Annotated in this window: 22 protein-coding genes; 5 read left to right on the forward strand and 17 right to left on the reverse strand. The window is 75.2% G+C overall.

What is annotated here, in order from left to right:
* The first annotated feature begins 87 nt into the window (after positions 1–87).
* A complete protein-coding gene (locus M3185_RS01425) occupies positions 88–2,745 on the forward strand; it encodes an alpha/beta fold hydrolase (RefSeq protein ID WP_251332072.1) in 2,658 nt (885 codons plus the stop codon).
* Positions 2,742–3,920, forward strand: a complete 1,179-nt coding sequence (locus M3185_RS01430) for an NAD-dependent epimerase/dehydratase family protein (protein WP_251331896.1) — start codon at positions 2,742–2,744, stop codon at positions 3,918–3,920. The genes M3185_RS01425 and M3185_RS01430 overlap by 4 nt, the downstream gene beginning before the upstream one ends.
* A gap of 25 nt (positions 3,921–3,945) precedes the next feature.
* Here the strand turns inward: M3185_RS01430 and mutM are convergent, their stop codons facing one another.
* The 5 genes from mutM to coaD all read right to left on the reverse strand — a co-directional run bounded on the left by mutM (position 3,946) and on the right by coaD (position 6,975).
* On the reverse strand, positions 3,946–4,887 hold the full coding sequence (gene mutM, locus M3185_RS01435) for a bifunctional DNA-formamidopyrimidine glycosylase/DNA-(apurinic or apyrimidinic site) lyase (protein WP_251331897.1): 942 nt from the start codon (positions 4,885–4,887) through the stop codon (positions 3,946–3,948).
* Between the two features lie 26 nt (positions 4,888–4,913).
* Positions 4,914–5,612, reverse strand: coding sequence for a ribonuclease III (rnc, locus tag M3185_RS01440; protein WP_251331898.1), 699 nt, complete (start codon positions 5,610–5,612; stop codon positions 4,914–4,916).
* A 5-nt stretch (positions 5,613–5,617) separates the two neighbouring features.
* On the reverse strand, positions 5,618–5,821 hold the full coding sequence (gene rpmF, locus M3185_RS01445; RefSeq protein WP_031282896.1) for a 50S ribosomal protein L32: 204 nt from the start codon (positions 5,819–5,821) through the stop codon (positions 5,618–5,620).
* A gap of 2 nt (positions 5,822–5,823) precedes the next feature.
* Complete coding sequence (locus M3185_RS01450; RefSeq protein WP_374238451.1) at positions 5,824–6,336, reverse strand: YceD family protein; 513 nt, start codon at positions 6,334–6,336, stop codon at positions 5,824–5,826.
* 171 nt (positions 6,337–6,507) lie between these two features.
* On the reverse strand, positions 6,508–6,975 hold the full coding sequence (gene coaD / locus M3185_RS01455) for a pantetheine-phosphate adenylyltransferase (RefSeq protein WP_251331900.1): 468 nt from the start codon (positions 6,973–6,975) through the stop codon (positions 6,508–6,510).
* A 64-nt stretch (positions 6,976–7,039) separates the two neighbouring features.
* Between coaD and M3185_RS01460 the strand changes: the two genes are divergently transcribed.
* Both M3185_RS01460 and M3185_RS01465 read left to right on the forward strand, forming a co-directional pair.
* Positions 7,040–8,269 (forward strand): aminotransferase class I/II-fold pyridoxal phosphate-dependent enzyme, encoded by a 1,230-nt coding sequence (locus M3185_RS01460; RefSeq protein ID WP_251331901.1) that lies wholly within the window; start codon positions 7,040–7,042, stop codon positions 8,267–8,269.
* Between the two features lie 247 nt (positions 8,270–8,516).
* A complete protein-coding gene (locus M3185_RS01465; protein ID WP_251331902.1) occupies positions 8,517–8,762 on the forward strand; it encodes a hypothetical protein in 246 nt (81 codons plus the stop codon).
* Positions 8,763–8,843: 81 nt separating this feature from the next.
* Here the strand turns inward: M3185_RS01465 and M3185_RS01470 are convergent, their stop codons facing one another.
* The 6 genes from M3185_RS01470 to thiL all read right to left on the reverse strand — a co-directional run bounded on the left by M3185_RS01470 (position 8,844) and on the right by thiL (position 16,046).
* The gene (locus tag M3185_RS01470; protein ID WP_251331903.1) at positions 8,844–9,485 is read right to left on the reverse strand and encodes an FMN reductase; all 642 of its coding nucleotides are present in this window, start codon (positions 9,483–9,485) and stop codon (positions 8,844–8,846) included.
* 141 nt (positions 9,486–9,626) lie between these two features.
* Positions 9,627–10,952 (reverse strand): UDP-glucose dehydrogenase family protein, encoded by a 1,326-nt coding sequence (locus M3185_RS01475; RefSeq protein WP_251331904.1) that lies wholly within the window; start codon positions 10,950–10,952, stop codon positions 9,627–9,629.
* Between the two features lie 79 nt (positions 10,953–11,031).
* On the reverse strand, positions 11,032–11,637 hold the full coding sequence (gene rsmD, locus M3185_RS01480) for a 16S rRNA (guanine(966)-N(2))-methyltransferase RsmD (RefSeq protein WP_251331905.1): 606 nt from the start codon (positions 11,635–11,637) through the stop codon (positions 11,032–11,034).
* A 22-nt stretch (positions 11,638–11,659) separates the two neighbouring features.
* Positions 11,660–13,954 (reverse strand): ATP-dependent DNA helicase RecG, encoded by a 2,295-nt coding sequence (locus M3185_RS01485; RefSeq protein WP_251331906.1) that lies wholly within the window; start codon positions 13,952–13,954, stop codon positions 11,660–11,662.
* A gap of 12 nt (positions 13,955–13,966) precedes the next feature.
* The gene (locus M3185_RS01490; RefSeq protein ID WP_308222162.1) at positions 13,967–14,962 is read right to left on the reverse strand and encodes a DAK2 domain-containing protein; all 996 of its coding nucleotides are present in this window, start codon (positions 14,960–14,962) and stop codon (positions 13,967–13,969) included.
* Positions 14,952–16,046, reverse strand: a complete 1,095-nt coding sequence (gene thiL / locus M3185_RS01495; RefSeq protein ID WP_251331907.1) for a thiamine-phosphate kinase — start codon at positions 16,044–16,046, stop codon at positions 14,952–14,954. The genes M3185_RS01490 and thiL overlap by 11 nt, the downstream gene beginning before the upstream one ends.
* Positions 16,047–16,110: 64 nt before the next feature.
* Here thiL and M3185_RS01500 point away from each other — a divergent pair, with 64 nt between their 5' ends.
* Positions 16,111–16,605 (forward strand): DUF3515 family protein, encoded by a 495-nt coding sequence (locus tag M3185_RS01500; protein WP_251331908.1) that lies wholly within the window; start codon positions 16,111–16,113, stop codon positions 16,603–16,605.
* Between the two features lie 51 nt (positions 16,606–16,656).
* Here M3185_RS01500 and M3185_RS01505 read toward each other — a convergent pair whose 3' ends face one another.
* The 6 genes from M3185_RS01505 to leuD form a co-directional block, all read right to left on the reverse strand.
* Complete coding sequence (locus M3185_RS01505; RefSeq protein ID WP_251331909.1) at positions 16,657–17,001, reverse strand: hypothetical protein; 345 nt, start codon at positions 16,999–17,001, stop codon at positions 16,657–16,659.
* Between the two features lie 148 nt (positions 17,002–17,149).
* Entirely contained in the window at positions 17,150–18,298 is a 1,149-nt protein-coding gene (locus M3185_RS01510) for a D-alanine--D-alanine ligase family protein (protein ID WP_251331910.1), read from the reverse strand.
* Positions 18,295–19,419, reverse strand: coding sequence for an NAD(P)H-dependent glycerol-3-phosphate dehydrogenase (locus M3185_RS01515; protein WP_374238452.1), 1,125 nt, complete (start codon positions 19,417–19,419; stop codon positions 18,295–18,297). The genes M3185_RS01510 and M3185_RS01515 overlap by 4 nt, the downstream gene beginning before the upstream one ends.
* Positions 19,416–20,162: a lysophospholipid acyltransferase family protein gene (locus M3185_RS01520; protein ID WP_251331911.1), complete on the reverse strand. Its 747-nt coding sequence runs from the start codon at positions 20,160–20,162 to the stop codon at positions 19,416–19,418. The genes M3185_RS01515 and M3185_RS01520 overlap by 4 nt, the downstream gene beginning before the upstream one ends.
* Before the next feature lie 13 nt (positions 20,163–20,175).
* On the reverse strand, positions 20,176–21,492 hold the full coding sequence (murA, locus tag M3185_RS01525) for a UDP-N-acetylglucosamine 1-carboxyvinyltransferase (protein ID WP_251331912.1): 1,317 nt from the start codon (positions 21,490–21,492) through the stop codon (positions 20,176–20,178).
* Between the two features lie 169 nt (positions 21,493–21,661).
* Positions 21,662–22,261: a 3-isopropylmalate dehydratase small subunit gene (gene leuD, locus M3185_RS01530; protein ID WP_251331913.1), complete on the reverse strand. Its 600-nt coding sequence runs from the start codon at positions 22,259–22,261 to the stop codon at positions 21,662–21,664.
* Positions 22,262–22,274 lie beyond the last annotated feature (13 nt).

A 22,274-nucleotide genomic window follows, 5' to 3' on the forward strand; every position in this document is an offset into this window, starting at 1 on the left:
GCACCCGTGAGGAGCACCACGCCCATGGCCCGTCCACGACCGTCCACGACCGCGCAGCAGGAGGGGCCGGGGCCGGCCCGGCTGCCCATGACGGAGGTGCCGCTGCCGGGCGTGGACCCGGCGTGGTCCCGCATCCTCTCCGTGCCCTCCACGGCCCCCGTCGAGCCGGTCCCGGGCCGGCCCCGGAGCTGGCACCTGCTGGACAACGCCGCCTCGCTCGAGGCGGCCGGGCTCACGCCCCGCGGCACCGTCCTGGCGGTGCACGGCAACCCGACGTGGTCGTACCTGTGGCGCACCGTCCTGGCCGCCGGGGTGGACCCCGCCAACCCGTGGCGCGTGGTCGCCGTGGACCAGCTGGACATGGGCTTCTCCGAGCGCACCGGGCTGACCCGGCGCCTGGACGACCGCGTGCGGGACCTCGCGGACCTCACCGCGGCCCTGGGCCTCGACGACGGCCCCGGCCCCGTCGTGACGCTCGCCCACGACTGGGGCGGGCTGATCTCCTCCGGGTGGGCCCTCGAGCACCCGCAGGTGCACCGGGGCACGATCCTCACCAACACCGCCGTCCACCACGACGGCGCCGAGCAGATCCCCGCCGCCCTGCGCCTGGCCCTGGCCCCCGCCGCCCACGGGCTGCTGACGGAGACGACCACGGCGTTCCTCGACGTGACCCTGCGGCTGGCCGACCCGCCCCTGAGCCCGGAGGTCCGCCGGGCCTACCTCGCGCCCTACGCCACCCGGGAGCGCCGCGCGGCGATCCGCACGTTCGTGGCCGACATCCCCGTCCCGGCCGACCACCCCTCCCACGCCCGGTTCGAGCAGATCGCCGCCGGCGTGGCCGGGCTGCAGGTCCCGGCCCTGTTCCTGTGGGGCATCGGGGACCCCGTGTTCCAGGAGCGCTACCTCACCGACCTGGTGCGCCGGGTCCCGCACGCCGACGTGCACCGCTTCGAGGGCGCCAGCCACCTCGTGGCCGAGTCCCGGGACATCGCCACCCCGGTCATGGCCTGGCTGGCCGACCGCTTCGGCCCCGGCCCCACCCGCCGCGAGCTGCACCAGCAGCGCCGCGCCCACGCCGAGGACCCGCACGTCCCGTTCCACGCCCAGCTCGCCGAGCGCCGGGCCGACCCGGGCCTCGCCGTCGTCGACATGGCGCCCTCCCCGCAGGACCCCGGCGCGGGCGCGCGCGTGCCCCCGGTGCGGGCGAGCCTGAACTGGTCCGAGCTCGCCGAGCGGGTGGACCGGCTCGCGGCCGGGCTCGCGGCCGCGGGGGTGCGCCCCGGCGACCGCGTGAACCTCATGGTCCCGCCCGGCTCCGAGCTCACCGCGCTGATCTACGCCTGCCTGCGGATCGGGGCCGTGATCGTCGTGGCCGACACCGGCCTGGGCGCCAAGGGCCTCACCCGGGCCCTCAAGGGGGCGACCCCCGCGTGGCTCGTGGGCATCCGCAAGGCCCTCGTCGCCGGGCGCGCCCTGGGCTGGCCGGGCACCCGGATCTCCCTGGAGGCCCTCGACCCCGTGACCCGCCGGGCGCTCGGCGTCGCGCACACCGTCCCCCGGCTGCTGGAGACCGCCCCCCGCGCGGACCTGCCGGCCCCCGCCCCGGACGCGGACGCGGCGATCCTGTTCACCTCCGGGTCCACCGGCCCCGCCAAGGGCGTCGTGTACACCCACCGCCAGCTCTCGGCCATGCGGGACGCGGTGCGCGGGACGTACGGCCTCGCCGCCGGCACCGGGCTCGTGGCCGGCTTCGCGCCCTTCGCCCTGCTCGGCCCCGCCCTCGGGGCCACCTCCGTGACCCCCGACATGGACGTCACCGCGCCGAAGACCCTCACCGCCCGGGCCCTGGCCGACGCGGCCGCCGCGATCCGGGCGACCGCGGTCTTCCTCTCCCCGGCGGCCATCGCCAACGTCCTGGCCACCCAGGGCGAGCTCGACCCCGGGCAGCGCAGCGCGCTGGGCTCCGTCGAGCTGATGCTCTCCGCCGGCGCCCCGCTGCCGGAGCCCCTCCTGGCGCAGCTGCAGGAGCTGATGCCCGCCGCGGCACTGCACACCCCCTACGGCATGACGGAGGCCCTGCCGCTGACCGACGTCACGCTCGGGACGATCCGCCGGGCCGGCACCGGCAACGGCGTGTGCGTGGGCACCGCGGTGCACGGGGCCGCGCTGGGGGTGACCCCCCTGCGCCCGGACGGGACCCCCACGGACGAGGTCACCACCGAGGCCGGGACCACCGGCGAGATCGTGGCCCGCGCCCCGCACGTGAAGGACCGCTACGACCGCCTGTGGTTCACCGAGCACCGCAGCACCGAGCTCGCGGGGTGGCACCGCACGGGCGACGTGGGGCACTTCGACGCGGCCGGCCGGCTGTGGGTGGAGGGCCGCCTCGCCCACGTGATCGTGGCCTCGCAGGGCGTGCTCACGCCCGTCGCCTCGGAGCACGCGGCCCGGACGGTGCCCGGCGTCGGCCGCGTCGCCGTCGTGGGGGTGGGCCCGGCCGGGGCGCAGGTGCCCGTCGCCGTCGCCGAGACCGTCCCGCCCGCCCCCCGGCCCGGCCTCGCCGACCCCCTGCTCGCCGGCGCCGTGCGCGAGGCCGTGCGGCAGGCCACCGGGCTGGACCTCGCGGCCGTGCTCGTGCTCCCCGAGCACCCCACCGACATCCGGCACAACTCCAAGATCGACCGGACCCTGCTGGCCGGGTGGGCCGACGCCGCCCTGGCCGGAGGAAGGATCAGGAACCCGTGAACGCCAAGCACCGCAAGAGCCCCGCGCACGACGAGGTCCCCGCCTACGACGCCACGGTCGTGGAGGGCGCCCCCCGTACGGACACGGGCAGCCACGAGGTCGAGCGGGGGCCCCGGGAGCTGACCGGCGAGGGGCGCACGGTCCTCGTCACCGGCGCCTCCGGGATGCTCGGCGAGCACGTGGCCCGCCGGCTCGCGGCCCGCGGCTGGACGGTGCGGCTGCTGCAGCGCCGGCACGCGCCCCTGGCCGACCAGCCCAACGTCGAGGAGGTCCTGGGCTCCGTCGCGGACCCCGACGCCGTCGCGCGGGCCCTGGAGGGCGTCGACGACGTCGTCCACCTCGCCGCGAAGGTCTCCTTCGCGGGGCACTGGGACGAGTTCGTGACGACCAACGTCACCGGCACCCGGGTGATCCTGGAGACCGCGAAGCGGGCCGGCGCCCAGAACGTCGTGTTCGTGTCCTCCCCCTCCGTGGCCCACGCCGGGGTCTCCATCGTGGGCGAGCCCGCCCGCCCCGCCGACCCGCAGCACGCCCGCGGCGACTACGCCCGGTCCAAGGCCGCGGCGGAGCTGCTGGCGCTCGAGGCGGACGGCCGGGACCTGCGCGTGACGGCCGTGCGCCCGCACATCGTGTGGGGCCCCGGCGACACCCAGCTCGTCGAGCGGGTGCTCGACCGCGCGGGCCGGGGCCGGATGCCGCTGCTCGACCACGGCGCCGCGCTGATCGACACGACCTACATCGACAACGCCGCCGAGGCGGTCGTGCGGGCGCTCGAGCGGATCGAGTGGGCCCACGGGCAGGCGCTGGTGGTCACCAACGGCCAGCCGCGCACCGTGGCGGAGATCCTCACCGGCATGTGCCGCGCCGGCGGCGTGGAGCCGCCGACCCGCCGGGTGCCGGGCGGACTGGCGCGGTTCGCCGGGAAGGTCATCGAGAGGATCTGGGCCCTGCGCCCGGGCCAGGACGAGCCGCCCATGACCGCGTTCCTCGCCGAGCAGCTGTCCACGGCGCACTGGTTCGACCAGCAGCACACCCGCGAGGTCCTGGACTGGGCCCCCTCCGTGACCGTCGAGGAGGGCATGCAGCGGCTCGCCGAGTACTACCGGACGCACCCGCTGGGCGCGCACGCCGCCCCGGTGCCGGCCACGGGCTCCACGGCGGCGGACCGCGCCTGAGCCGGGGCCCGCACCCGGCCCCGGCTCAGAACCGGGCGTTGCGCGGGGTGCGCTGGCAGTGCGGGCAGCGGTAGGACGAGCGGTTCATGAACTGCTCCCGCACGATCAGCGCGGTGCGCCCCTCGGCCGCGCAGCGCGGGCACGGCCGGCCCGCCTGCCCGTAGGCGTTGAGGGAGCGGGAGAAGTACCCGGACTCGCCGTTGACGTTGACGTAGAGGGAGTCGAAGCTCGTCCCGCCGGCCGCGAGGGCCCGCTCCATCACAGCGCGGGCCGCGTCGAGCACCCGGTGCGTCTCGGTCCGGCGCAGGGTGTCCGTGGGCCGGGCCCAGTGCAGGCGCGCCTGCCACAGCGCCTCGTCGGCGTAGATGTTGCCGATCCCGGAGACCAGCGACTGGTCCAGCAGCGCCCGCTTGAGCCCGGTGCGGCGCCGGCGCAGCCGGTCGTGGAGGCCGTCGGCGTCGAACGCGGGGTCCAGGGGGTCGCGGCCGATGTGCGCGGCGCGCGCCGGCACGAGGGGCACGTCCGTGGCGCAGCGGCCGCCGGGGGCGCCGTCGCCGGTGGGCACCAGCGCGTCCAGGACCATGCCGCCGAAGATCCGCTGGTCCACGAAGCGCAGCTCGGACGGCGTGCCGGGGCGCTCGGACAGGCTCAGCCGCACCTTCAGGTGCTTCTCGTCGGGCAACCCGGGGTCCTTGACCAGCAGCTGCCCGCTCATCCCGAGGTGGACGAGCAGCGCCTCCTGCGGGGTCCGCCCGGCGGCCCCGGTGAGCGGCAGCCACAGGAACTTGCCGCGGCGCACCGCGTCGGCGACCACGGCGCCGTCGAGCTCCTGGGCGAAGGAGACGGGGCCGGCCTCGTGGCGGCGCACGGAGCGGGGATCGAGCACCTGCACGGCCTTGATCCGGCGGCCCACCACCCAGCGCTCCACACCGCGGCGGACGACCTCCACCTCGGGCAGCTCAGGCACGGGTCCTCCGGGGCCCGGGGGCGGGCTCAGACACCGCTGCGGGCGGCCAGCGCCGCGTAGGCCTGCGCGGCGGCGGAGCGCTCGGCCTCCTTCTTCGTGGTCCCGGTGCCGGTGCCGTAGTCCTGGCCGCTGATCAGCAGGTGGGCCTCGTAGCGCCGGTCGTGGTCGGGGCCGGTGCCCTCCACGTCGTAGCGGACGCCGCCGAGGCCGCGGGCCGCGGCGAGCTCTTGGATCTCGGTCTTCCAGTCCCGGCCCTCGGTGACGACGAAGCCGTCCTCGAGCAGCGGCACCACCAGGCGCAGCACGAACGCGCGGGCGGGCTCCAGGCCCGAGCACACGTAGACGGCGCCGATCAGGGCCTCCATGGTGTCGGCCAGGATCGAGGCCTTCTCGTGGCCGTGGGTCCGGACCTCGCCCTTGCCCAGGCGGATGTGCGGGCCGACGCCGAGGGAGCGGGCGAGCTCCGCGAGCGTGCGGGTGCTCACCACGGCCGAGCGGATCTTCGCGAGGCTGCCCTCGGAGTCGTCCGGGTACCGGTGGAAGATCTCGTCGGTGACGGCCAGGCCGAGCACCGAGTCGCCGAGGAACTCCAGGCGCTCGTTGTGGCCCTGCCCCTCGTGCTCGTAGGCGTAGGAGCGGTGCGTGAGGGCAAGACGGAGCGTCTCGGCGTCGATGTCGACGCCGAGACGCTCCAGCAGCTCCTGAGGGTTCGCGGTGGGGTTCACCGTGGTCAGGCGTCGGCCACCTTGCGGCCCTTGTACTCCAGGAACAGCGCGGTCCCGGCGGAGTCGGTCACGACCTTGGCCTGGTGCGGCAGGCTGTAGGTGACCTTGCCGTTCTCGACGGTCTTGACCAGCTTCGGCGCGGTCGCCTTCCACTGGGAACGGCGTGCACGGGTGTTGGCACGGGACATCTTCCGCTTGGGAACAGCCACGGCTATCTCTCTTCTCTCGGTTCGGTCGTCTCGGTCGAGGTGTCCTGCTCGAGCAGCCCGGACAGGGCGCTCCAGCGAGGATCGAGCACCTCGTGGTGGTGTTCCGGGTCGTCCTCCAGGCGCGCGCCGCACTGGGCGCACAACCCCTGGCAGTCCTCCCGGCACACCGGTTGGAACGGCAGCTGGGTGATCACTGCGTCCCGAAGCATGGGTTCGAGGTCGATCGTCTCGTCCTGAACTTCATACATCTGGTCGTCCTCGACGGTCTCCCCACCAACGGTGGTGGCGTCGAAGAGGTAGAGCTCTTGCACGTCGACGTCCACATCGTAGTCGATCGGGTCGAGGCACCGGCTGCACTCGCCGTGGATGGCGACGACAGCGGTGCCGGAGACCAGGATCCCGTCGTGGACGGACTCCAGCCGGAGGTTCAGATCGATGTCGGAGCCCTCCGGGGCGCCGATGAGTGCGTTGCCGAAGTTCTTCGGCGCGGGCACAACTCCGTCCAGGGTTCGCATGGTCCCCGGGCGGTGCTCGAGGTCCCTGACACCGATGATGAGGGGCGAACTGTTCTCGCGGCTGATGACAAACTCCTGGTGAAATTCTGACCGACAGACCATGTTAGCGCGCCGCCCCTCCCCTACTCAAACGGGCCCGGCCCCGGGCGCGCCGGGGCGCCCCGGCGGGGCTCAGCCCCCGAGGGCCCGCAGCACGGGGGCCGGCACGAACGGCGCGACGTCCCCGCCCAGGCCCTGGACCTCCTTGACCAGGGTCGAGGACACGTGCAGGAAGCGGGGGTCCCCCGGCAGGAAGACGGTCTCCACGCCGCTGAGGTGGCGGTTCATGGTGGACATGGGCACCTCGTAGGCGTAGTCCTCACCCGAGCGCAGGCCCTTGACGAGCGCCACGGCCCCGCGGCGCGCCGCGTACTCCGCGAGCAGCCCCTCCCCCATGGGCTCGACGACGACTCCCGCGATCCCGGCGAGGCTCTCCTCGGCCAGGGCCAGGCGCTGGCGCTGGTCGAAGCGGTAGCGCTTGTGCGGGTTCGTCGAGACGGCGACCACGACCTCGTCGAACAGGGCCGCCGCGCGCGCGACGACCTCCACGTGGCCGTGGTGGATGGGGTCGAAGGAGCCGGGGCAGATGGCGCGGTGCATGCGCCCCATCCTAGGGGCGCGGCCGCCGCGCCCCGCCCGGGGGCCGCGGCCTAGACTGGCCCGCATGGACGCCCGCGACACCACCGCCGCCCCGGACCTCGCCCGCCTCCCCTGGGAGCGCATCGCCCACGGCGGCGGGCTGCTCGACAGCGCCGGGGTGCCGTCCTCGACGATCTTCGAGGAGATGTCCGTGCTCGCCGGGCGCACGGGGGCGATCAACCTCGGCCAGGGCTTCCCCGACGTGGACGGTCCGCCGGAGATGCTCGACGCCGCGGCCGCCGCCCTGCGCGGGGGCGGCAACCAGTACACCCCCGTGGCGGGCCTGCCCGCCCTGCGGGAGGCCGTCGCCGAGCACCAGCGCCGCTTCTACGGCATCGAGCTGGACCCCGCCACCGACGTCGTCGTCACCGTGGGCGCGTCGGAGGGCCTGGCCGCGAGCCTGCTCGCGTTCCTGCGCCCCGGCGACGAGGTCGTGACGTTCGAGCCGTGCTACGACCTCTACGGCGCGGTCGTGGAGTTCGCCGGCGCCCGGCTGGTCACGGTCCCGCTCGAGCCCCCGCACTTCACCCCCGACCCGGACCGCCTCGCGGCGGCCTTCGGCCCCCGCACCCGCATGGTGCTCCTCAACGACCCGCACAACCCCACGGGCACCGTCCTCGACGACGCCGTGCTCGCCCGCGTGGCCGCGCTCGCCGCGGAGCACGACTGCCTGGTGGTCACCGACGAGGTCTACGAGCACCTGCGCTACACGGGCCGCCACCGCCCCCTGGCCGCCCTGCCCGGCGCGGCGGAGCGCACCCTGACCGTCTCCTCGGTGGGCAAGACGTTCTCGGCCACGGGCTGGCGGGTCGGGTGGGTGACGGGCCCCGCGGAGCTGGTCCGGGCGGTGCGGGCCACGAAGGGCTACCTCACCTACAGCGCGCCCACGCCCCTGCAGACCGGCACGGCCGCGGCCCTGCGCCTGCCCGACGCCTTCTACGACGGGCTGCGCGAGGACTACCGGCGGCGCCGCGACGTGCTGCTCGAGGGCCTGGCCGCGGCGGGGGCCCACGCGTACGAGCCGCAGGGCAGCTTCTTCGTCGTGGCCGACGTCGGCGGGCTGTGCGCGCGCCACGGCGTGGCGGACGCGGCGGCGCTCGCCCCGCTGCTCGCCGAGCGGGCCGGCGTGGTCGGCATCCCCGTCACGGCCCTGTGCTCGCCCGGGCAGCGGGAGATGTACGCCCCGTGGATGCGCTTCTCGTTCTGCAAGCGCACCGAGGTCCTCGAGCAGGCCGCGGGCCGCCTGCGGGCCTGAGCCCGCACCGCCGGGCCCGGCGGTGCGGGCCCGCGCCCGTCACACACCGTAAGCACCGCCGGCACCGTTGGCACGGGCGGGGCCGGTGGCTAGCGTGAGGCTCACCCGCGGCGGGCGAGGAAGCGGCGCACCGGTGCGGGCGGGCGGTCCCGCGGGGCCGCCCTCGACAGCCGAGGCGGCAGCGCGGACCCGGTCCTCCGGGCGCGGGCCCGGCCTCGGACAGGGGGCACTTTCCGAAGGAGGCATCATGCCGGCCGGTCAGGGCAAGAACATCCGCCGGGTCACGAACGTGGACGTGATCCGCAGCAGCACGGGGGACGGGGACTCGGGGGCGTACACGTTCGAGCTCACCCTCGACGACGGCGTGGAGGAGTACCTGCTCGTCGTCCCGGAGAGCGAGGCCAGCACCGTGGCCCGCCTCATCCAGCACAGCAGCTCCATGCAGCTGGACAAGAACACCGACGACCTAATCTTCGAGCACTACGGGGACTGAGGCCCGGGTCGCCCGGCGGGGCCGGCCGCGCAGCGCGCCCGGCCCCGCCGGGCCCGCGGGGGAGATCGGCCCGCGGGAGTGTCAGCGCGGGGAGACGTTGGCGAGGAGCTGCTCGAAGGGCAGCGACTCCCCCACGGTGTCGACCCGGCGGGCCGGGCCGCGCCGGAGCATCAGCTCCGCCAGCTCCGTCCCCGCCCGCCGCGCCCGCTCCTGCAGGGCGCCCTCCGGCCCGCGGCCCCGGCCCCAGTCGTCCGGGGCCGCGTAGACCGCCGTGGGCGCGGTCTGCAGGCCGAGGTAGGAGAACAGGGGCCGCACGGCGTGCTCGAGCACCAGCGAGTGCCGCTCCGTGCCGCCGGTCGCGCCGGCGAGCGCGGGCTTGCCGGCGAGCGCCCGGTGCTCCACGACGTCGAAGAAGGACTTGAACAGCCCCGAGTACGAGGCGCTGAACACCGGGGTCACGGCCACGAGCCCGTCGGCGTCCAGCACCGTCCCGAGCGCGTCCTGCAGCGCGGGGGCCGGGAAGCCGGTGACGAAGGCGTGGGCGATGTCCACCGCCCGCTCCCGCAGCTCGACGACCTCGGTCCGCACGCGGTGGCCGCGCTCGCGCAGCGCGTCCGCGGTCGCGGCGGCGAGGACGTCGGCGAGCATGCGGGTGCTCGAGGGCTCCCCGAGCCCCGCGCTCAGCACGGCGAGGGTGTAGGTGTGCTCCGCTGTCCGGTCCATGACCACTGCCTTTCCGGGAGGGGCCGCCGCCCGCGGCGGGTGCCCGGGCGGCGGCGCGACGACTGATGTTGATACATCACCGACCCGTTCAAGGCGGAGCCGGCCCGTCCTATTCCCGGCCGCCGCGGGGACCCCGGCGGCTCAGGCGGGCACCGCGCGGCGGCCCAGCGCCCGGTAGGTGAAGCCGGCGGCCTCCCAGCGCTCCGGGCACAGGACGTTGCGCCCGTCGAGGATCTGGGGGGCGGCCACGAGCGGGTCCAGCTGCTCGGGGGTCATCGCCTTGAACTCGGCCCACTCCGTGAGCAGCACGACGACCTCCGCGCCCGTGACGGCGGCCTCCAGCGAGTCGACGTAGTCCAGGCGCGGGTAGCGCTGGGCCGCGTTGGCGTTCGCCTTCGGGTCGTACACGGCGACCTCGGCCCCGATCGAGTGCAGGCGTGCGGCGATGTCCAGGGCCGGGGAGTCGCGCACGTCGTCGGAGTCCGGCTTGAAGGCGGCCCCGAGCACGGCCACGTGCTTGCCGACCACGGAGCCGCCGAGCATCGTGGTGACGGCCTGGACGGTGGCCTCGCGGCGTCGGACGTTGACGTCGTCGACCTCGGCGAGGAAGCGCACCGACTGCTCCACGCCCAGCTCGGCGGCCCGCGCGCGCAGCGCCCGGATGTCCTTGGGCAGGCAGCCGCCGCCGAAGCCGACGCCGGCGTTGAGGAACTTCCGCCCGATCCGGTCGTCGAGGCCGATGGCGTCGGCCAGCGTGCGGATGTCCCCGCCGACGACCTCGGTGAGCTCCGACAGGGCGTTGATGAAGGAGATCTTCGTGGCCAGGAACGCGTTGGCGGCGACCTTGACCAGCTCGGCGGTCTCGTAGTCGGTGACGATCAGCGGCACGCCCGCGCCGAGCTGGCGCGAGTAGACCTGGCGCATCACGGCCTCCCCCGCGCCGCCGTCCACGCCGAGCACCATCCGGTCCGGGGAGAGGGTGTCCTCCACGGCGTAGCCCTCGCGCAGGAACTCGGGGTTCCACACGAGGTCCACGTTCACGCCCTCGCGGGCCGAGGCCTTCGCGAGGTCGGCCAGGCGCCGGGCGGAGCCGACGGGGACCGTGGACTTGCCCGCGATCACGCAGTCCTTCGTGGCGGCGGCGGCGATCGAGCCGACGGCGGCGTCCACGTAGCGCATGTCCGCGGCGAACCCGCCGGGGCGCTGCGGGGTGCCCACGCCCACGAAGTGGACGTCGCCGAAGGCCCCGGCCTCCTCGTAGCTCGTGGTGAAGCGCAGCCGGCCGGTGCCGACGTGCTTGCGCAGCAGCTCGCCCAGACCCGGCTCGTGGAACGGCAGCTCGCCGCGGGACAGCGCGTCGACCTTCGCCGGGTCGACGTCCAGCCCCAGCACCTCGAAGCCCATCTCCGCCATCGACGCGGCGTGCGTGGCCCCCAGGTAGCCCGTGCCCAGAACCGTGATCTTCATGAACCTTGTCTCCGTTCGTTCGGTGTGCGGTATTCAGTGTGCCGGGTCGGCGTGCGGCCTCCCCGCAGCCGGCCCCGGCTCAGCCGGCCGTGTCGCCGCCCTCGTCGCCCGGGTCGGCCTCGTCGGGCTCGGCGAACCACGTGGTCGTCTCGCCGTGGCGCCGGTGCTCGAAGCGGCGCAGCCCCGGGGGCCAGGCCGGCTCCGGGGAGCGGGAGGAGCGCTCGACGACGACGACGCCCCCCTCCCGCAGCCGCCCGGCCAGCAGCGCGAGCGTCTGCGCGAGCTCGGGCTCGGGCAGCGGGTAGGGCGGGTCGGCGAGCACGAGGTCCCACGGGCCCTCGCCGGGCTCGGCCAGGTAGCCCCGGACGGAGCCCTGCCGGACCGCCACCACGCCGTCGCGCCCCAGCGCCCGGTGGACCACCGCGGCGTTGGCCCGGCAGACCCGCACCGCCGGGGCGTGGCGCTCCACGAGGGTCACGGCGGCGGCGCCGCGGCTCGCGGCCTCGCAGCCCAGGGCCCCCGAGCCCGCGAAGAGGTCGAGGACCCGGGTGCCCTCGAGCATGCCCCAGGCCTCGAGCCGGGCGAAGAGCGACTCCTTGACGCGGTCGGTGGTGGGCCGGGTGCCCTGGCCCGGCACGGACTGCAGCCGCAGTCCGCCGGCGGCCCCGGCGACGATCCTGCTCACGGTGCGGCTCCTCTCATCCCCGTCATCCCCGGTCCAGGAACGCCTCGGCGTCCGGGTCGAGGTAGCGCTCGATGGCCTCGGCGAGCTCGGGGTGCTCCAGCAGCTGCGGGTCCTCGCCGAGGATCGTCACGGCGTCCCGGCGGGCGCGTTCGATGAGCTCGGCGTCGTCGAGGGCCCGCAGCAGCCGCAGGGTCGAGCGGCCCCCGGACTGCGCGGCGCCCAGGATGTCGCCCTCCCGGCGCAGCTCGAGGTCCGCGCGGGCGAGCTCGAAGCCGTCGGTGGACCCGGCCACCACGTCGATCCGCTCCCGGGACGGGTGCTCCGCCGGGCGGCGGGTGACGAGCAGGCACGTCCCCGCGTGGCCGCCGCGCCCGATCCGCCCGCGCAGCTGGTGCAGCTGGGAGATCCCGAAGCGGTCGGCGTCGACGATGACCATCAGCGTGGCGTTCGGGACGTCGACGCCCACCTCGACCACCGTGGTGCACACGAGCAGCTGGACGGCGCCGTCCGCGAACTCCTGCATCACCCGGGACTTCTCGGCGGGGTCGAGGCGCCCGTGCAGGACCTCGGCCCGGACGCCCTGCAGGGCCGGCTCGTGCGCGACGAGCTCGGCGAGCCAGGTCACGGAGGCCATCGCCGCCTCGGCCTCGTCCTCGGTCGCGGCCGCGAGGGCGGACTCGGCGAGGGAGGAGAACGGGGCGGGCTCGTCGTCGTCGCCGATCTTGGGGGCCACGACGTAGACCTGCCGGCCGGCGTCGATCTCCTCCCGGGCGCGGCGCCACAGCCGCTGCTCCCACCCGGGGTGCTCGACGAGGCCCACCGTGTGGGTCGTGATCGGCTGCCGCCCGGCGGGGAGCTGGTCGAGGACCGAGACGTCGAGGTCCCCGAAGACGGTCATGGCCACGGTGCGCGGGATGGGTGTGGCGGTCATCACCAGCAGGTGCGGCGGGCGCCCGGCCTTGTCCCGCAGCCGGTCCCGCTGCTCGACGCCGAAGCGGTGCTGCTCGTCCACGACCACCAGGCCGAGGTCCGCGAACTGCACGACCTCGGAGAGCAGGGCGTGGGTGCCGATGACGATCCCGGCCTCGCCGGAGGCGATCTGCAGCAGCGCGCGCTTGCGGGCGGCGGCGCCCATGGATCCCGTGAGGAGCACGACCTGGGTGCCGTCGGGGTCGCCGTCCAGCTGTCCGCCGCGGCCGAGGGGACCCAGCGAGCGCAGCACGGAGCCGTGGTGCTGGGCGGCGAGCACCTCGGTGGGCGCGAGCAGCGCGGCCTGCGCGCCCGAGTCCACGACCTGGAGCATGGCCCGCAGCGCCACGAGGGTCTTGCCCGCGCCGACGTCGCCCTGCAGCAGCCGGTTCATGGGGTGGGTGCCGGCGAGCTCGGCCGCGAGCTCCGCGCCCACGGCGCGCTGGCCGGCGGTGAGCTCGAACGGCAGGGCGGCGTCGAACCGGCCCAGCAGCCCGCCGGGGGCCCCGGGGCGGGCCGTGGTGGGGTGGGCGGCGAGCTCGATCCGGCGGCGGGCGAGCGCGCACTGGAGCAGGAACGCCTCCTGGTAGCGGAAGCGGCGGCGCGCCTCGCCGTGGGCGCGGGTGTCGCGCGGGCGGTGGATCTGCCGGTAGGCCTCCTCGAGGCCCATCAGCCGCTCCCGCGCCCGGATGTCCTCCGGGAGGGGGTCCGGGACGGCGCCGAAGTCCACGACCGGCAGCAGGGAGTGCACGGCGCGGGCGATCTTGTCCGTGGTCAGCTTGGCGGTGGCCGGGTAGATCGGGATGGGCCGGCCCGCCCGCTCCTCGGCGGACTCCCCCGCCTCGGGGGCGTCCGGGTCGAGGATGGCGTAGTGCGGGTTGGTCATGGTGACGGAGCCGTTGTAGAGCCCGACCTTCCCGGAGAACAGGGCGTGCGTGCCCGGGGGCAGGTCCTTGGCGGCGGTCCACGCGTTGAAGAAGCTCAGCCGCATGGTCCGTCCCGGGCCGGGGTCCCCGTCCTCGAAGAGGCGGTGGGGGTCGGAGGAGGCGCGGTCGGTGATCACGACGTCGGTGATGGACCCGCGCCGGGAGCGCATCTGGCGGGTGGACGCGTGGACGACCTCGGCCACGATGGTCACCTGCTGGTCGATGCGCAGCTCCGCGAAGGGGGTGAGCTCGCCGCGGGGCATGTACTTGCGCGGGAAGTAGTCGAGCAGCTGGCCGATCGTGCTCACGCCGAGCTGCCGGGCGAGCTGGTCGGCCGTGGACCGGCCCAGCAGCCGGGCCAGCGGCTGGTCGAGCTCGGAGAGGGGGCCGGGGAACGCCCCGGCGCCGGGGGACCGGGTCATCTCAGCCGGACCTCATCCCGCGCGGCCGTCGGCCCGCGACGTCCCGGACGGCTGGGACGGCTCGGACAGGGACGTCACCGACAGGTTGAGGGGCTCGCCCCGGGCGCCGATCACGGCCAGCGCGTCCTCCGGGCGCTCGACGTGCACGTGCACGCGCCAGCGGTAGGCGTCCCCGGACTCGGTCACGGCGCTCATGATCACGCTGGTGCCCACCTCGCTGAGCTCGTGGCGCAGCTCGGCGGCGTCCAGCGGGGACAGCTCGACGGTGCACATCACCTCGACGCCCCCGTGCACCGCGTGCGGGGCGTCGAGGGGGCGCAGGGTCTGCGCGGCGGCGGAGGCGAGCAGCCGGTCCAGCGCGGCGGCGTCCTCGGGGTCGTCGCCGCCCACGGTGCGCGCGAGGGTGTCGAAGACGATGAGCATGCCCAGGGCCCCGGCGTCGACCGTGCCGGTCTCGCGCAGGACCTCCAGCTGCTCCGGGGTGGCGAGCACCGCGGCGCGGGCGGCGCCGTCGACCGCGTGCAGGAAGTCCTTGAGCTGCTGGTTGGACCCGGCCTCGACCTCCGCGGGCACGGGCACGGCGGCGACCGCCTCGAGCACGGAGAGCAGGGTCCCGCCCACCGGGTCGGAGAGCACGCTCCAGGCGCGCACGTGGCCGGCGTGCAGGGCGAGCCGGACCGTCTCGGCGGTCAGCCGCGTCTGCCCCTCGAGGGACTTGCCGACGGCTGTGAGGAACACGGAGAAGAGGCTGCCGGAGTTGCCGCGGGCCTCCTCCATCGCCGCCTGGCCGGCGAGGGCGAGCAGCTCCCCGACGTCGCCCGTCTCGATCACCGCGGCGGCCTCGGCGGCGGCGCGCACGGTGGCGGACAGGTTCGTCCCGGTGTCGGAGTCCGCGACCGGGAAGACGTTGAGGGCGTCGAGGACGGGGCTGTGCCGCACGAGCTCGCGGTGGGCCAGGTCGAGCCACCGCCGCATGACGACCGCGTTCGAGCCGATCCTATGGTGCAAAGTGATCCCATCCTTCGCCGATCCGGCGCCCGAGGGCGAGGTCAGGCGCTCGTCCGTCGAGCAGCACCCGGGGATGGGGGCCGTCGTGCGCGGGAGGCGCGGGCGCACACGAGCCTATCGCACGGAACCCCTCCGGCAGCGGGGTGGCCTGTGGAAACACCGCGAGCAGCCCGTGGTCCTCGCCCCCCGTCAGCGCCCAGGTCCGCGGGTCCGTGCCCAGCAGCCGGGCGGCCGGGCGCAGCGGCTCGGCGAGCGCGGCCACGGCCGCGCCGTCGAGGTCGACGACGACGCCGCTCGCGGCGCCGATCCGCCCGGCGTCGCGCAGCAGGCCGTCGGAGAGGTCGATCATGGCCGCGGCCCCCGCGCGGGCGGCCGCGGGACCGGCGGGCACGGGCGGGCAGGGCCGCAGCTGCGCCCGGGCGAGCTCGTCGAGTGCGGAATCGGCGCCGGGGCGGTAGCGGGGGTCGTCGAGCAGCGCCACGCCGGCCGCCGCGCGGCCCGTGGACCCGGCGAGGGCGAGCACCCCGCCCGCGCCCGCCCCGGAGCGGCGCACGGGCTCCCGCCCCTCGAGGTCCCCCGTCACGGTCGCGGTGACGGACAGCTCGCGGCCGGCGCCGAGGTCCCCGCCGACCACGGAGCAGCGGTCCGCCCCCATGGCCGCGAACCCGGCGGTGAGGCCGCGGGCGAAGTCCTCGGGCCAGGACACGGGGGTCTCCGGCGGCAGGGTGAGGGAGACGACGACGGCCGTGGGCACCGCGCCCATCGCCGCGACGTCGGCGAGGTTCTGGGCCGCGCACTTCACCCCGGTGTCGAAGCCGGTCGTGACCACGCCGCTGGGCCAGGACAGGCGGAAGTCCTGGTCCTGGACCTGGGTGTCGGTGGTGACGACGAAGCGCCCGTCGGGGGCGGCGACCACCGCGCAGTCGTCCCCGGGCCCGAGCAGCACGTGCCGGTCGGCGGGGCGCACGAGCAGGGGCAGCACCCGCTCCAGCAGCTCGGCCTCCGAGAGGTCCCCGACGGTGGCGGCCGCGCTCGCGTCGCGGGACGGGGACGGCGGGGGCGGGTCCGCTGGGGGTCGGATCATGGCGCCATCCTAACGAGGGCCCCGGACGCGGTACGGGGGTCCGGGCCCGGATTACGCTGGGGGCATGCCCTCGCACCCCCTCCCCCGCCCTGCCCACGCCCTGCTCGCCGCGGGCGCCCTGGCCGCCGTCCTCACCGGCTGCACCCCCGCCGTGACCGTGGATCCCGCCGAGAACGCCGCCGACCCCGGGTGCGCGGCGGCGATGGTGGCGATGCCCGAGGTCGTCGGCGAGCACGGGCAGCGGGAGACCACGAGCCAGGGCACGACGGCCTACGGGGAGCCCACCGCGGCGGTCGTGCGCTGCGGGGTCGCCCCGCCCGGACCGACCACGGACCCGTGCTCGTCCGTGAACGGTGTGGACTGGCTGATCCGCCAGGACGAGGAGGGCGGGGCCACCTGGACGGCGACGACCTTCGGGCGGGACCCCGCGGTCGAGGTGGTCTTCGACAGCGACGCGGTCGCCTCCTCGACCCTGCTGGTGGAGCTCGGCTCGGCCGTGGAGCAGATCCCGGCCGAGCGGCAGTGCCTCGACCTGCAGGACACCCTCGAGGGGCTCTGACGCGGTGCCCGCGCCCGGGTCACGGCCGGACACCCCCGCGGGACCGCCCGCTCACGCCGGCGCCCATCCCGGGGCCCGCAGGTGGTGGGTGATCCGGGCCGGCGCGGGCGGGTGGTCGGGCAGCCCGGTCGGGGTGAGCAGCTCCACCGGGCTGGCCCCCTCCATGCCGGCGTCGTGGTCGACCGCCCAGCGGAGCAGGTCCACCGCGATCGCCTCCACGTGCTCGGCGGCGGTGAGGTCCACGCTGACCGTCACCGGGGGGATCAGCGTCCTGGCGCGGCGGATCAGGGGGTAGAGAGCGTGCTGGTTGACCTCGGTCAGGCATCCGGTGACGAACAGGCGCACGTCGTGGCCCTCGAGGTCGACCTGGACGAGCACGGAGAGCTTGTGGTCCATGAGAGCATCCTTCGTCGCATGCGGTGTCCCACGGCCCCTGCTCGACCTCCGTCCACGATACGCGCGTCCCGCCACACCGGCCAGGGCCCCGGCGGGCGGCGCCGAGCACCGGTCCTCCCGGCCGGCGGCACCCGCCGGCGCCGGCCGGTCAGCGCAGGCCGACCGGCCGCTCCAGGGCGAGGGTGAGCAGCTCGTCGATCAGCTGCCCGTAGGCGAGGCCGGACTCCGCCCACATCCGCGGGTACATCGAGATCGGGGTGAACCCGGGCATCGTGTTCACCTCGTTGATCACCACGCGCCCGTCGGGGGTGTAGAAGAAGTCGGCGCGGCACAGGCCCTCGCCGTCGAGCGCCTCGAAGGCGGTGACCGCGTCGGCGCGGATGGCGTCGACGGCCTCCTGGGGCAGCTCCGCGGGGCAGCTGAGCTTCGCGGAGGCCTGGGAGACGTACTTCGCCTCGAAGTCGTAGAAGGCGTGCTCGTCGACGATCTCGATCTCCCCGGGCATCGAGGTGCGGGCCGGGTCCGTGCCGCGGCCCTGGAGCACGGAGCACTCGATCTCCCGGCCCGGGATGCCGGCCTCGACCACGAGCTTCCGGTCGTGCTCGCGCGCGGCGTCGATCGCGGCGTCGAGGCCCTCGGGCCCGTCCACCTTGGTGATCCCGAACGAGGACCCGGCGCGGGCGGGCTTGACGAACACCGGGAAGCCGAGCGCCGCGATCCGGGCGCGCACGTCCTCGGGGTCGCGCCGCCACTGGCGGTCGGTGACAACGGCGTAGGGCCCGACCGTCAGGCCGGCGGCCTCGAAGGCGAGCTTCATGAAGTGCTTGTCCATGCCCATCGCCGAGGCGGTGACCCCGCAGCCGACGTAGCGCAGGTCGGCGAGCTCGAGCAGGCCCTGCAGGGTGCCGTCCTCGCCGAAGGGCCCGTGCAGCAGGGGCAGGACCACGTCGATGTGCCGGTCGCGGGTGACCGTCTCCCCGCAGGGGCCGGCCTGGCGGACGAGCAGCTCGCTCTCCCCCACCTCCAGGGGCAGGCTCACGCGCTCCTCGCCCACGGGCAGCTCCGCGATCGGGCTCTGCTCGAGCAGCCGCTCGAGCTCCTCCTGCGGGTACAGGAACCACTCCCCGGAGGTGGCGATGCCCACGGTGACGACGTCCCACTTCCGCCGGTCGATGGCCTGGAGCACGCCGCGGGCCGTGATGAGGGAGATGGAGTGCTCGCTGGAGCGCCCGCCGAAGAGCACGGCGACGCAGGGGCGGGCGGCGGTGTCCGGCACCGGGGAGGTGTGGGGGGTCATGAATCGGTTCCTTCGGCTTTGAGTTCGCGGCCCAGCAGCAGCGGGGCCAGGTCGTCGACGTCGATCTCCTCCCGCAGGACCGCGACCACGGCCTCGGTGATGGGCATGTCGACGCCGTGCCCGCGGGCCAGGGCGAGCACGGCGGGCGCGGACTTGATGCCCTCCGCGGTCTGGGTCATCTCCTCCTCCACCTCGGCCATCGTCTTGCCGAGGCCCAGCAGCCGGCCCGCGGTGCGGTTGCGGGACAGCGGGGAGGAGCACGTGGCCACGAGGTCCCCCATCCCGGCCAGCCCGGAGAGGGTCTCCAGCCGGCCACCGAGGGCCAGGGCGAGGCGGGTGGTCTCGGCGAGCCCGCGGGTGATGATGGACGCCTTCGAGTTCTCCCCGAAGTGGCGGCCGTCGGCGATGCCCACGGCCAGGCCGATGACGTTCTTCACCACGCCGCCGACCTCCGTGCCCACCACGTCGGTGTTGGTGTACGGGCGGAAGTAGCGGGTGCGGCAGGCGCGGGCCACCCAGGCGGCGAGGGCGGGGTCGGAGGCGGCCACGACGGAGGCCGTGGGCTGCTCCTCGGCGATCTCCATGGCCAGGTTCGGCCCGGAGAGCACGCCCGTGCGCGCCCGCCAGTGCTCGGCGCCCAGGCCCGTGTCCCGCCCGAGCTCCTCGGCGATGACCTCGCTCATCCGCAGCCCGGTGTCCCGTTCGAGGCCCTTGGCCAGCGACAGGACGACGGCGTCCGGGTCGATGAGCGCTGCCACGGCCGGCAGCTGGGCGCGCAGCGACTGGGCGGGCACGGCGAGGACCACGAGGTCCGCGCCCCGCACCGCGGCGGCGAGGTCCCCCGTGACGGCCAGCCGCTCGGGCAGCCGGATCCCGGGGACGTAGCGGTCGTTGACGTGGGTGCGCGCGACGTGGTCCATGGCGGCGGCGTCGCGGCCCCAGAGCACCACGGTGCGCGCGAGCGGCTCGTGGCGGGCGTGGGCGGTCTCCCGCGCGCTGTCGGCGAGCAGCTTCGCGAAGGTGGTCCCCCAGGAGCCGGCGCCCAGGACGGCGGCCTTCCGGGGGCCGGCGGCGGACCGGGCGGCCGGCGGGGTGCCGGGCACGGCGCCGGCCCCGGTCACAGTCGTCCTCCTCGGCGGCGGTCCCACGGCCGGGGCGGGGCCTCGGCGCCGCGCAGCACGGCGAGCTCGGCGGTGACGGCGCGCATGATCGCCTCGGTGGCGTCCTCCAGCCGGGCGCGGTCGGTCCCCGCGGGGTGCTCCAGCTCCGGGACGTCGTCGCGCCACGGGGACAGGTCCACGGGCGGACCGATCCGCACCCGCACCTCCCGGCGGGGGAACAGGCGCACGGAGCGCTTCCCCGAGGGGTCGCGGCCGAGCACCTCCTGGTCGCCCCAGTGCGCGACGGGCACGACCGGCAGGCCCGTGGCGAGGGCCAGGCGCGCCGCCCCGGTGCGCCCGGCCATCGGCCACTGCTCGGGGTCGAGGGTCAGGGTGCCCTCAGGGTAGACGACGACCGCCCCGCCGGACTCGAGCTCCGCCCGGGCGGCCGTGAGCGCGGCCGCGGCGTCGGCGGTGCCGCGCAGCACCGGCACCTGGCCGGTCGCCCGCAGCACCGTCCCGAGCACGGGGGCGCGGAACAGCGACTCCTTCGCGAGGAACCGGGGCATGATCCCGTTGTCGTAGAGGGTCAGGGCGAGCGTGAGGGGGTCCAGCTCGGTGAGGTGGTTGGCCACCACGACGAACCCGCCCTCCGCGGGGAAGTGCTCCTCCCCCGTCCAGCTGATCCGGGCGACCAGCCGGTACACCGGCTTCACCACGCCGGCCAGGACGCGGAAGAGGCTGCGGTCGGAGGTGCGGCTCATCGGCGGGACCGGCTCACTCGCCGTCGAGCTCGAACGACGCCCCGAGCCCCGTCAGCTTGTCGGTGAAGTGCTCGTAGCCGCGCTTGATGAGCTCCACGCCGGTCACGTGGGAGGTGCCCGCGGCGGCCATGGCCGCGATGAGGTGCGAGAAGCCGCCGCGCAGGTCGGGGATGTTGATCTCGGAGGCCCGCAGCGGGGTGGGCCCGGAGATCACGGCGGAGTGCACGAAGTTGCGCTGCCCGAACCGGCAGGGCACGGAGCCCAGGCACTCGCGGTGCAGCTGGATGGTGGCGCCCATCCGGTTGAGCGCCCCGGTGAAGCCGAAGCGGTTCTCGTAGACCGTCTCGTGGACGATGGACACGCCCTTGGCCTGGGTCAGGGCGACGACGAGGGGCTGCTGCCAGTCGGTCATGAAGCCGGGGTGGACGTCGGTCTCCACGATCAGCGGGTTGAGGTCCCCGCCGGGGTGGAAGAAGCGGATGCCGTCCTCGGTGATGTCGAGGCCGCCGCCGATCTTCCGGAAGGTGTTGAGGAAGGTCATCATGTCGGACTGCCGGGCGCCGGCGACGAAGATGTCGCCGCCGGTGGCGAGGGCCGCGGAGCCCCAGGAGGCCGCCTCGATCCGGTCGGGCATCGCCCGGTGGCGGTAGCCGGTGAGCTCGGGCACGCCCTCGATCCGGATCACCCGGTCGGTCTGCACGGTGATGATGGCGCCCATCTTCTGCAGGATGGCGATGAGGTCCATGATCTCGGGCTCGGTGGCCGCGCCGCGCAGCTCGGTGTGGCCCTCCGCGCGGGTCGCGGTGAGCAGCACCTGCTCGGTCGCGCCGACGGAGGGGTAGGGCAGCTCGACCTTGGCGCCGGTGAGCCCGTGGGGGGCGCTCATCCGGATGCCGTTGGCGAGCTTCTCGACCCGGGCGCCGAAGTGGCGCAGCACGTCGAGGTGGTAGTTGATCGGCCGGTCGCCGATCTTGCAGCCGCCGAGGTCGGGGATGAACGCCTCGCCGAGGGCGTGCAGCAGGGGCCCGCACAGCAGGATCGGGATCCGGGAGTCCCCGGCGTGGGCGTCGATGTCCGCGTGCCGCGCCGTGGTGACGTTCGAGGGGTCGAGGGTGAGGACGCCGTCCTCCCGGCCCACCTCCACGCCGTGCAGCGACAGCAGGTTGGTGACGACCTGGACGTCCTTGATCTCCGGCACGTTGGCCAGGGTGGAGGGCGTCGATCCCAGGAGGGCGGCCACCATGGCCTTGGGAACGAGGTTCTTGGCACCTCGCACGGTGACCTGTCCGGAGAGGGGGACCCCGCCCGTGATGTGCAGTGCGCTGCTCATGACCTTCCGATCTGCTGTTGCCGGTCCGCCCCCCGAGCGGAGGCGGCACCCGTACAGTGTAGTTTCCCCACGGAGCGCCCCCGGACACGGCCGGGGCCGCCGGGTCCGGAACAGCGCACGGCCCGGCGGCCCCGAAGGGCTGCGCCGGGCCGGGGCTCCGCCGTGGGGCTCAGGTGCGCGCGGGCAGCGTGGTGGGCTTGAACGCGGGGCGGGCCGCCTCGAACGCGGTGATCTCGTCCTCGTGCTGGAGGGTCAGCCCGATGTCGTCGAGGCCCTCCGTCAGGCGCCAGCGCGTGTAGTCGTCGATGGAGAACGGCACGGTCACCGTGTCGCACGTCACGGTGCGGGACTCGAGGTCCACCTCGATCTCGGTGCCGGGGTGCTCCTCGATCAGCTTCCACAGCAGCTCGACGTCGGCCTGGTCCACCTGCGCGGCCAGCAGGCCCTGCTTGCCGGAGTTGCCGCGGAAGATGTCGGCGAAGCGCGAGGAGATCACGACCTTGAACCCGTAGTCGCGCAGCGCCCACACCGCGTGCTCGCGCGAGGAGCCGGTGCCGAAGTCGGGCCCGGCCACCAGCACGGAGCCGTGGCGGTACGGCTCCCGGTTGAGCACGAAGTCCTCGTTCTTGCGCCAGGCCGCGAAGAGGGCGTCGTCGAAGCCGGTCTTGGTGATCCGCTTGAGGTAGACGGCGGGGATGATCTGGTCGGTGTCCACGTTGGACTGCTTCAGCGGGACGCCGACGCCCCGGTGGGTGGTGAACTTCTCCATGGGAGGTCTCCTT

The sequence above is a fragment of the Kocuria rosea genome (assembly GCF_023715525.1).
In the GTDB taxonomy this organism is placed as follows: Bacteria; Actinomycetota; Actinomycetes; order Actinomycetales; family Micrococcaceae; genus Kocuria; species Kocuria rosea_A.

Coding starts and splice junctions, on each gene's coding strand:
- M3185_RS01425 (WP_251332072.1), top strand. CDS start 88: ATGACGGAGGTGCCGCTGCCGGGCGTGGACCCGGCGTGGTCCCGCATC.
- M3185_RS01450 (WP_374238451.1), bottom strand. CDS start 6,336: ATGCGAACCCTGGACGGAGTTGTGCCCGCGCCGAAGAACTTCGGCAAC.
- coaD (WP_251331900.1), bottom strand. CDS start 6,975: ATGCACCGCGCCATCTGCCCCGGCTCCTTCGACCCCATCCACCACGGC.
- M3185_RS01460 (WP_251331901.1), top strand. CDS start 7,040: ATGGACGCCCGCGACACCACCGCCGCCCCGGACCTCGCCCGCCTCCCC.
- M3185_RS01465 (WP_251331902.1), top strand. CDS start 8,517: ATGCCGGCCGGTCAGGGCAAGAACATCCGCCGGGTCACGAACGTGGAC.
- M3185_RS01470 (WP_251331903.1), bottom strand. CDS start 9,485: ATGGACCGGACAGCGGAGCACACCTACACCCTCGCCGTGCTGAGCGCG.
- M3185_RS01475 (WP_251331904.1), bottom strand. CDS start 10,952: ATGAAGATCACGGTTCTGGGCACGGGCTACCTGGGGGCCACGCACGCC.
- M3185_RS01485 (WP_251331906.1), bottom strand. CDS start 13,954: ATGACCCGGTCCCCCGGCGCCGGGGCGTTCCCCGGCCCCCTCTCCGAG.
- thiL (WP_251331907.1), bottom strand. CDS start 16,046: ATGATCCGACCCCCAGCGGACCCGCCCCCGCCGTCCCCGTCCCGCGAC.
- M3185_RS01500 (WP_251331908.1), top strand. CDS start 16,111: ATGCCCTCGCACCCCCTCCCCCGCCCTGCCCACGCCCTGCTCGCCGCG.
- M3185_RS01505 (WP_251331909.1), bottom strand. CDS start 17,001: ATGGACCACAAGCTCTCCGTGCTCGTCCAGGTCGACCTCGAGGGCCAC.
- M3185_RS01510 (WP_251331910.1), bottom strand. CDS start 18,298: ATGACCCCCCACACCTCCCCGGTGCCGGACACCGCCGCCCGCCCCTGC.
- M3185_RS01520 (WP_251331911.1), bottom strand. CDS start 20,162: ATGAGCCGCACCTCCGACCGCAGCCTCTTCCGCGTCCTGGCCGGCGTG.
- murA (WP_251331912.1), bottom strand. CDS start 21,492: ATGAGCAGCGCACTGCACATCACGGGCGGGGTCCCCCTCTCCGGACAG.
- leuD (WP_251331913.1), bottom strand. CDS start 22,261: ATGGAGAAGTTCACCACCCACCGGGGCGTCGGCGTCCCGCTGAAGCAG.